The 10,290-nt window shown below is 56.8% G+C and carries 5 protein-coding genes; all 5 read left to right on the forward strand.

Features of this window, described 5'->3' with window-relative positions; genetic code table 11:
• The first annotated feature begins 4 nt into the window (after window positions 1-4).
• Window positions 5-889, forward strand: coding sequence for a carbohydrate ABC transporter permease (locus tag IM700_RS15605; RefSeq protein ID WP_155605751.1), 885 nt, complete (start codon window positions 5-7; stop codon window positions 887-889).
• Window positions 890-926: 37 nt separating this feature from the next.
• Window positions 927-2,465 (forward strand): ABC transporter substrate-binding protein, encoded by a 1,539-nt coding sequence (locus tag IM700_RS15610; protein WP_193416518.1) that lies wholly within the window; start codon window positions 927-929, stop codon window positions 2,463-2,465.
• A 124-nt stretch (window positions 2,466-2,589) separates the two neighbouring features.
• Window positions 2,590-6,387, forward strand: a complete 3,798-nt coding sequence (locus IM700_RS15615) for an Ig-like domain-containing protein (RefSeq protein WP_239483944.1) — start codon at window positions 2,590-2,592, stop codon at window positions 6,385-6,387.
• Window positions 6,388-6,680: 293 nt separating this feature from the next.
• Window positions 6,681-7,391 (forward strand): hypothetical protein, encoded by a 711-nt coding sequence (locus IM700_RS15620; RefSeq protein ID WP_193416517.1) that lies wholly within the window; start codon window positions 6,681-6,683, stop codon window positions 7,389-7,391.
• Window positions 7,370-10,290, forward strand: a 2,921-nt coding sequence (locus IM700_RS15625) for a glycoside hydrolase family 2 protein (protein WP_204801171.1), incomplete at its 3' end; no start/stop codon positions are given. The genes IM700_RS15620 and IM700_RS15625, both read left to right, overlap by 22 nt.

The raw sequence follows: 10,290 nt of genomic DNA on the forward strand, positions 1-10,290 counted from the left end.
GACAATGCCTAAAACGATCAAACTTTCTCAAATCGGACTACATCTCCTGTTTGTTGTCCTATCGCTGGTCGTCATTCTTCCGTTTCTGCTTGTTGTTGCCGTATCCTTGACCGACGAGAAGTCGTTGACTCAAAACGGTTATCAGTTCATTCCCGAATCGTTCAGCTTGAACGCGTACCGATATTTGCTGGACGCTCCTGATATTTTGCTAAGGGCCTACGGGGTGACGATCACGGTGACCGTAATCGGAGCGTTGACCGGCTTGCTATTAACCGCGATGACCGCTTACGTCATCTCCAGGCCGGACTACCGGTATAACCGGATTACGACGTTTTACGTGTTCTTCACGATGCTGTTCAGCGGCGGGTTGGTGCCTTCGTACATCCTGATGACGCAATACTTGCACCTGAAGGACAGCTTGCTGGCGTTAATCCTGCCGGTGCTGCTGTCGCCGTTTAACATTATGGTGATGAAAGGGTTCATGTCGAAAATCCCGATTGAAATCATCGAGTCGGCCAAAATCGACGGGGCGCGGGAATATCGTATCTTCTTCCGCATTATCCTGCCGCTGTCCACGCCGGCGCTGGCCACGCTGGGCCTGTTGATCTCCTTCACCTACTGGAACGAGTGGTTCAACGGGATGCTGTATATCGACGATCCGAACAAGGTGCCACTGCAGCTGTTGCTGGTGCGAACCCTAAAAAGCATCGAGTTTCTTACCTCCAATTCCGAGTTTACGCAGCAATTGGGTATCGATCTGTCGAGCTTTCCCAATAACTCGGCACGAATGGCCATCGCCGTTCTAGCCGGCGGACCGATGCTGGTGATCTTTCCATTCTTTCAACGGTTTTTCGTGAAAGGGCTTACGGTTGGCTCCCTCAAGGGTTAACATAGAACAATCCAAATGAAACATAGGAGGTCATGACATGAGAAGAAGGCTAATCGGAATTTTGACAGTGGTTCTGCTGGCGGCATCCGTACTTGCAGCCTGCGGCGGTAACGGGAACAACGGCAACAGCGGAAACGCTGGAAACGGCGGGGAAGGTGCAAATGCTCCAACGGCGGAGACGGGAGGCACAACCGATCTTGAGCCCGTCACGTTGACCTGGTATTATCCGCTTTCCCAACTTCAGGCGGATCAAACGAAGGTGGAGGAAGCGGTCAACAAGATCACGAAGGAGAAGCTGAACGCCACCGTCAAAATGATGCCGATCGCCATCGGCGACTATGTGCAGAAGATGAACACCGTGCTGGCCGCAGGCGAGAAGTTTGACATTCTCTGGACCGGCTACATGCTGAAGCCGGAGGAGCTGGTACGCAAAGGGGCGATCCAGCCGATCGATGAGCTGCTAGACAAGTACGCTCCCGAACTGAAAGCGGATGTCCCGCAGGTCATGTGGGATGGCTTGACCGTCGACGGGAAAATCTACGGCATTCCGAACCAACAGATCAACGGCAATCGTTACGGGTATATCGTGCAGAAGCGATTTGCCGACAAGTACGGGCTGGATCCGGCATCCATCCAAAAAATCGAGGACATTGAGCCGTTCCTGGCCCAAATCAAGCAAAACGAACCGGATATCATCCCGTTTGGCAATTTCGGCAATTACTTCGATTTCATTCCTCAGGTGCATGACGATCAGTTTTGGGGGGTTCCAGGGGTCGACGGCCATTTCTTCGTCAAGACCAACGATCCGACTTACACGTTGTACCGTTATCCTGAGGAAGAGCTGAACAATTTCCGACTGGTCAGCAAATGGTACAAAGAAGGGTATATCTACAAGGATGCAGCAACAGCCAACTTCGCGGATTATCAAACCAAAGGACAGATTGCGGTGGAGTATAACGTGACGCTGAAGCCGGGCGTAGAGGCCGAGGTGATGGCGAAAAACGGCGGCAACGAAGTCATCACCGTTCCGATCAGCAACTGGTATTCCAACGGTTATTCAGCAGCGACCAACCAGTCGATCAGCCGCACTTCGCCGAATCCGGAGCGGGCAATGATGCTGCTCAATCTGATCAACACCGACAAAGAGCTTTACAACCTGATCTGTAACGGGATTGAAGACGTCCATTACAAAAAACTGTCCGGCGATTATATTGAAGCCTTGGCGGATACCCGGTACCGCCCGAATATGGACTGGGTTTTCGGCAGCGTATTCAATTCCTACCTGAAGGAAGGACAGCCGGAGAACGTATGGGAAGAAACGAAAAAAATCAATCAGGAAGCCGAAGTTAATCCGATTGGCGCCTTCAAGTTCAATTCCGAACCGGTGAACACGGAGATCGCCAACCTGAACGCGGTGTGGGGCGAATATAAGCGGGGGATCCTCACCGGTACACTGGACTTCGACGAAACGTGGCCTGTGCTGTACGGCAAGCTGAAGGAAGCGGGCGAAGTCAAATATGTGGAAGAGGTTACGCGTCAGTTTGAAGCGTTCTTAAAGGAACAAGGCTTAAAGTAATCGGACTCGCCTGAACGAGAGTACGTGGAGCGGAGATAGGGAGGAACCCGCTGTGAGGGACGGCTTTGCCCGCAGAGATTGGGCAAAGCCGTTCATATCGCATGCGAGAGGATGAAGAAGAACGATGACGAAAAAAAGTTGGCTTGTGCTGATGATCGCCAGTCTGTTATTCACGTTAAATCCTGTAGCATCGCCTGCGGTTTCCGCGGCGGAAAACAGCCATCCCGGCAATTCCGGTCAGCCCCGCGCCACGGTTTATTACGTGGCCACAAACGGCAGTGATTCCAACAGCGGGAGCAAGAAGGCCCCGTTTCGAACCCTGGAGAAAGCCCGGGATGCCATTCGCGAACTAAAAGCGGAGAAAGGCTTGCCGCCCGGAGGCGTTACGGTCTATTTACGGGAAGGCCGCTACGAGCGATCAGCGAGCTTTGAACTGCGGGAACAGGATTCGGGTAGTGCGGGCAAACCGATCACCTATGCGGCGTACCCCGGCGAGAAGGTGGTGATCTCCGGTTCCGAACAGCTGGAGAAGTCGGCATTTGTTCCGGTTACCGACGAGGCCGTGCGTAGCCGCATCATCAGCGCTGAAGCGCGAGAGAAGGTGCTGGTGGCGGATTTGGCGGGACTTGGCATCACGGACTATGGGAACTTAAGCCGCCACGGGTATTATCTCGCCAACGATCTCAGCGAGGTGCCGCCCATGGAATTGTACATCAACGGGCAGGGCATGACGCTGGCGCGCTGGCCGAACGAGGGTACCGTTCAAATGGACGAGATCCTCGATCCCGGTCCGACGCGGAAAGACCCGAACGGAGAAGTGCATACGCGAGGGGGGACGTTTACGTACACGTATGATCGTCCGCAATATTGGATGCAGGCGGACGACATTTGGCTGGACGGGATTTTCGGCTATAGCTGGGAGTGGTCGTATAACAAGATCGCCTCGATCGATCCGGTCGCCAAAAGCATTACGCTTCGTTACGGAGAGATGAGCGGGATCTTCAAGAACTGGTACCCCGATTTCCACTTCGCGCAAAACTTGCTGGAGGAAATCGATATGCCCGGCGAGTATTACATTGACCGTTCCGCGGGGAAGCTATATTTTCTGCCGAATGCGGAATTTATGACGGTCGATCCGACGATTGAAGTCACGATGCTGAAATCGCCGATGATCAATGCGCTGAACGCTTCGCACATCAACTTCTCCGAGTTGATCCTGGAGAACGGCCGCGATTCGGCGGCGGTGTTCATGGGCGGCAGCCATATGAAGATCCAGAACAGCGAAATCCGCAACTTTACCAACAGCGGCGTCCTGGTGAACACGCAAAGCCGGTTTTATTACAACGACTTCGACGGCGTCCCCGGCACAGACCACGCGATCGAAAACACGCATATCCATCATATCGGCGGGACGGCCGTGACCCTGACGGGCGGCAACAAAACGACGCTCTCGCCAGGCAGAAACGTCGTGAAAAATTCCCATATCCACGATTTTGCCTATTATCACAAGGCCTATAATCCCGGCGTTCTGCTATCGGGCGTGGGCAATCGGATGCAACACAACGAACTGCATGACGCGCCTCATCCCGGGGTGTTGATTTTTGGCAACGACCATGTGGTGGAATACAACAACATTTACGATGTATGCAAAACGTTCTCCGACCTCGGCGCGATCTACATGAACGCCGGCGAAACGCCGCAGGAGCGCGGAACCGTGATTCGGCGCAATTATTTCCATCATATCGGGGAAACGAAACCCGGGGTTGAAGGCGTATATCCCGACAATTTTACGATGGGTCTGACGATCGACGAGAACATTTTCTATAAAATGGGCAATTCGGCGATTAAGAACAACGGGGGATCCCACATTCTGACGCGCAACAATATTTTTGTGGACAGTAAGGTGCCTTACGATTTCGCGGATTTGTTTCTAGGCGATGATCCGGACGATCAGGTGCCGAAGAATTACATGCCGAAGTGGCTGGCTTTGTTTGCGGCCAACAACGATTTCGTAGGGACGCCTTATCTGGCGAAATACCCGGAACTGGCTGATTTCTTCACGGAAAACCGTTATTACCCGGACACGAATACGTTTCAGGGGAATGTGATCTACAATCCGGTGGTCCCACGCAGTACGACGACGAACGAAAACGGGGCGTACGACAAATTTGGGCTGATTCAATATGCCAACAACTGGGTGGCGCAGGAGGATCCCGGCTTCGTTGATCTGGCGGGAGGGGATCTGTCGTTGCGTCCGGATGCGGAAGTGTTCCAGCAGATTCCCGGGTTTCCGGATATCCCGTTTGATCAGATCGGTGTCCAAGGCAAAGCGGGCACGACTCTCGGTCAAGACAGCTACCCGGTGCAGGGCGTCGCGGTTTATGACGACAACGTCACGGTCGATCGCTGGAAGACGGCGAAGCTGCGGACGGCGGTTCTTCCCTGGAATGCCGACAATCCGGCGCTGATTTTCACCTCGGCCGATCCAGCCATCGCTTCGGTCGACGGAGGCGGCGTTGTCACCGGACTGGCGGTAGGTCAAACGGTCATCACGGTAGCGTCGGCGGAAAATCCGCTGTTCACGACCACGGTGAACGTTACGGTGGCAGCCGGCGACGGCGTGATGGACTTTACCGATTTCGAATCGGGGTCGAACGGCTGGCCCCAGGATGCGAACCGAAGCATCGTCAAGGAAGGGGACAACCGCTGGTATAAGGTGCTGAATGGAGCCTCGGCGCTAAGCTCCAAATCGTTCTCCGAATACGAGCTGAGCTTCAAGCTGAAGACGCCGGAGACGATCGGGAACGCTGCGACCCTATACATCTTTGATCGCCAGGTTGGCAGCGGGTCCAGCCGGATCGGCTACAAAACCCGGGCGGACGGCAGCTCGGCCTGGCTTCTGTACGATCCTGCTTGGGCGATTCTGAAGGAAGTGAAACTGCCGGGCCACGACTTACAGCCAAACACGGAATATGAAGTCAAAATGCTCGTCAAAGGCGGCGACATCAGCGTGTATGTGGACGGCGGTCTCCGCCTGAAAGGCCAGGATCCCGGACACAACGCCGAGGGAAAAGTCGGGTTCTACGTCGCCGGCGTTAGCTACATGTTGTTTGACGATATCCGGCTTAAGGCGCTGTCGACGGAGCTGGCCGGCATCCTTCCCGTTGAGAGCCAGGTGCGGATGGTTCCTGGAGAACAGCGGCAATTGCAGCTCACCTTCGATCCATCGGATACGCCGGAGACGGAGGTTGCGTGGCAATCGGCCGATCCGGCGGTGGCGACGGTGGATGCCATGGGCGTCGTGAACGCCGTTTATGAAGGGGAAACGATCATCACGGCGGTGTCTACGGTAAATCCGCTCATCCAAGCGGACATTACGGTGACCGTCTCCAACGTGATGCATGAGACCAACTTCGAGAACGGCGGCAACGGTTGGCCGATTGATCCGAACCGCAGCATCACGGCGGATCCGGACGGTAATCGCCGCTACAAGATTCTGAACGGCGCTACCGGTCTATTGGACCGAAACTTCGAGTCCTATGTACTGGAGTTTACGCTGAAGACGCCGTCCTCGATGCCTGAGAACGGCGGGGTGATGTATATTTTCGACCGGCAAGACGCGGTTGGTTCCACCCGCATCGGCTACCGGACGCGGGCGGACGGGACCTCCGGCTGGATCCTGTACGACACCAGCTGGCAGAAGCTGGCGGAAGCCGATTTGCCGGGCCTTGACCTGCAGCCGGATACGGAATATGCGGTGAAGGTGGTCGTCAAGGACGGCGATGTCGCCGCTTACGTAGACGGCTCGCTGCGAATCGCCGGCACCGATCTGAATCATCGGCCAACGGGCAAGGTTGGTTTTTATGTCAGCGGGTTCGACTATCTGCTGTTTGACGATATTCGGGTATCGTTGAATCCGTGACCCTTAGTTAGGGCTGGGGCAAGAGACGGCTGGCACTTCTCGACAAGCAAGTTACTACACATTTGGCGGGCGAGCCGGGTCGAACTCATTGTATTCGATTTTTCGAATACATTTCCTCGATCGCGGCCAGAAATCGGGATTCTATATGATTTTTCATATAGATTAAGGGCTTTCGTCTTTCAGAAGCCTCATTGTATATGAAATTTCAAGTATATTGCTTTGAAATCGACGTAAACGGGGGAAATCTATGCGAATTTTCGAATAGATTTCCCCGATCGATTGGGAGGTTGGCCATGAAACGGTGTATTTACCGGGCCGAAGGTCTAGATGGAGTGGAGAAGGCTGAGATCTGGCGGGGGCCGGAGGTTTCGTTTGAGCTGGCCGAAGCGATGGAACGGCTGGAGGTGGATCATCTCAGCCTTTTTGCCGACGGGAAACGGTTCTATCTGTATTATGAATGCTTGCGGGAGACGGTTCCGCCGGAGCAGTTGCTGATGGCGGCTGGTGAGCGGTTGGCCGTTTGGCCAGGAGGGGAGTTGGAGACGGGGACAAGGACGGGGATGGAGCGGCGGTGGGCGCCGATGACGGATATTTTTCATTACCATCAACCCGCTATCGATGTGGCTTGGCGGCATTCGGATCGCTCGACCGAACCTTATGGAAGGCTGGCCCGACTGAAGCCCGAGGAAGCCGCAAGCTACATCTACCACCATTATCAATATCAAGAAGAAAAGCCGGGCGACGGGGATAAATACGGGATCATCGGGCTGCACGAGAACTTGTTGTTTTTCTATTCGGAGCAGCCTGCGACCCTTGAGCCGGCAACCTACAAAGGAAAGCTGAACACGTCGCTTAAGCCGGAACGCTGGGCCGAAGTGATGGAACCGCATTTTATCCCGTGGACGGGAGTTTCGGCAGGGCAGGAGCTTTGGCGGAAGCTGGAGCTTGTACTGCACGCGCGCCGGACGGAGGAGGAGACACGATGCGTCATACGTTATGCTTGAACGGAGATTGGGATTTTATGCCGCTGTACGGCGAGCTGCGGCGCCGCACGCTGCCCGAATCCCTCGTGTATGAGGCACAGAAGGTGAGGGTTCCTTCCAGTTGGAGACGAACCTACGCCCAGGGGCCGGGGAAGCGTTTTGGCGAAATCCCCGAGCATGGCTTTGTTCCGATGGACTTGTACGGTTACCCAAAGGAATGGGACGATGCCGAGGCTGGCGTGCTGCATCGCTGTTTTCGAGTGCCGGAGGGGATGGCCGGGCAGCGAATCGTGCTGAGACTGGACGGCATCATGCAGAAAGCCGTCATCTATTTGGACCGAAGAGAAATCGCCGTATGGGAGGACGGCTACCTGCCGCTAAGACTCGATATCACGTCTTTTGTGACGCCGGGGCAGGAGCATGAGCTGCATCTCGTCTGCGGGAGCTTCGATCAAACGACGATACCCTCTGGAGCCAAGAAGGTGACCGGTCTCGTCGGTTCCTGGTTTGGCAGTGTTTGCCGGGGAATCTGGCAGGATGTTTATCTGGAGAGTTACCCGGCGCTGGCCGTAGAGGACGTCACCCTGCGCACTTCCGTCCGGAACGGGCGGCTTGAGGCAGACGCCGTGATCGGCGGCGCGGGAGGGAAGGCGGCGGCGATTGCAGGGGAAAGACCGCTACGTGTCCGGCTTCGCGTTTGCGAGCTGGGGGTGCTGGCTTCGAGCCCGGATGGGGGACGCCCCCCAGAGGCGGTGACCGGTGCCGGGCGGCAGGTTCTAACGGCGGAACGGGCGATTGAGCCGGTTTCGTCCGATTCTGCCCGGTGGCAGCGGCTGTGCGAGAACGATCATGGCGGGGAAGTCTTCCGCGTTTCGTTCGATTTGGACTGGGCGGACGCCAAGGGGTGGAGCCCCGATTCGCCGTTCCTGTACCGGGCGGAGTTCGAACTGTTGGACGGGGAACGCGTAATCGATCGGCGGGAGGAATCGTTTGGTTTTCGCGAGTTCTGGTGCGAAGGCCCGCAGTTTAAGCTGAACGGGATTCCGCTGAACCTGCGCGGCGACTCATGGCATTTTCAAGGCGGAACCCAGCAGACGGAAGGTTATATCCGTAACTGGTACCGGATGTGCCGCTCCGTCGGAGTAAACAGTATTCGGCTGCACGCGGAGCCTTACCCGGCAGACTATCTACGGATCGCCGACGAGGAAGGGATGCTGATCGTTGACGAAACGGCCATTTACGGCTCGAGCAAATCGATGCAAGCGGACCATCCCGACTTTTTGGAAGCTTGCCGGAAGCATGTACGCCGGCTGGTGCAGCGCGATAAGAACCATCCGTCCGTCATCCTCTGGAGCGTGCAAAACGAGATGCGCTGGGTGGACGGACGGGATGGCTTTAAGGTGCATCTTCCCGGGTTGATGACTTCTATCCGAGAGCTGGATCCGACGCGGGCGATTATTGCCGAAGGGGATAACCGGCTGCTGTCCAAAGCGCATACGGAGGTGGAGAGCCGACATTACAACATCGACGGAACGATCGGACAATGGGATCGTACCGTTCCGCTAACCTTTGGCGAACATGGCGGCTGGTGGTACATCTGCCCGCAGAACAGCAGCATGTACGTCGGGCTGCGGGCTTACCGGGGTACCGATGAAAGTACCCTAGGTCTGGCGGAGAAAGAGCGGTTGTTCGTGGAGGTTGCACGGCGCCAGCAGGTGTCAGGTATATCGACGTTTAATTTCGCCCACTACTTCATGCGGGCGATGCCCGAGCGGGACGTGGTCCTCCCGCCGCCGCTCGACGCTGATCTCCCCGGCGTGAAACCGAAGGTGATCCCGGCTTATTCGCTGACGATCCACAACGGCTTGCTGCCGGAGGAAGAACCGAGGTATCGGCCGAATCCCGCTTTTGCCGTTATGGCCGAGGCGTTTAAGCCGGCAACGATCATCGCCGCCGAATACGATCGCTGCTTCTATGACGAACAGCCGATCGACCGCAGCTTTGACGTGTACAATGACACGCTTTCGGCCCGGAGGGTCACGGTGAAATTGACCGTGAAGCAAGGGGAGACGCTCGTCCATGACCAAAGCTTCGACTTCACACAAGGCCCGGCGGAGCCCCGGGTACTCCGGATCAGGTGGCAACCACTGCCTGTCCAATCGGAAGGAAAGGCGGAGCTCACGGCAACGTTGATTCACGACGGACAACCGGTGCATGAGCTGATGTTGAACTACCGGATCCTGTCCGCCAACCTGCGGAGCCGTCCCGTCCCCGTCAACCGGCCGGTGGCTTATTGGGGGAACGATGCGGATTATGAGACGATCCGCAGGCTAGTGCCCGGCTGTGAACGGGTGGACCGGGAGCAGTTGGCTGACCGTCGTCTGCTGACTGACGGGCTTCTGGTCATCGGGAGTTACGCAGAGGATGAGGACGGCGCGTTGGAGCGGCTGCTCCAGGTGTATGTCGCCCAGGGCGGCCGGCTGCTGCTGCTGGAACAGAACCAGTTATCTCTGGGGAAGCTGACGCTGTCGCGGCGTCCGTTCCAGCGCGCCCATGCCGGGGATTACGGCCATCCGGCGCTCTCCGGGATCGGCGACGACGACCTGATGTTCTGGCAACCGGAGCTTGCCGAAGACGGCCCGTTGCCGATCATCCGCGCCGCCTTCGAGAAGCCGGTCCGTGGCGACTTCACGCTGCTGCTGGAGTGCAGCGCGGGCGATTTCGGCGACGGCGGCGATCTGTGGTCGCCGCTGCTGGAATACCGGCACGGCCGCGGCCGGATGGTGGCCAATCAGCTGGAGCTGATGGCCCACGCGGATCGCGTGCCGCAGGCTTGCTTGCTGCTGCGCAACCTGCTCGCGTATGCGGGCGGCGCGGCCGGGGAGCAGGACGAGGCGGCGGCGTTGCCGACCGCCGCCGC

Source organism: Paenibacillus rhizolycopersici (genome assembly GCF_014947195.2).
Classification (GTDB): domain Bacteria; phylum Bacillota; class Bacilli; order Paenibacillales; family Paenibacillaceae; genus Fontibacillus; species Fontibacillus rhizolycopersici.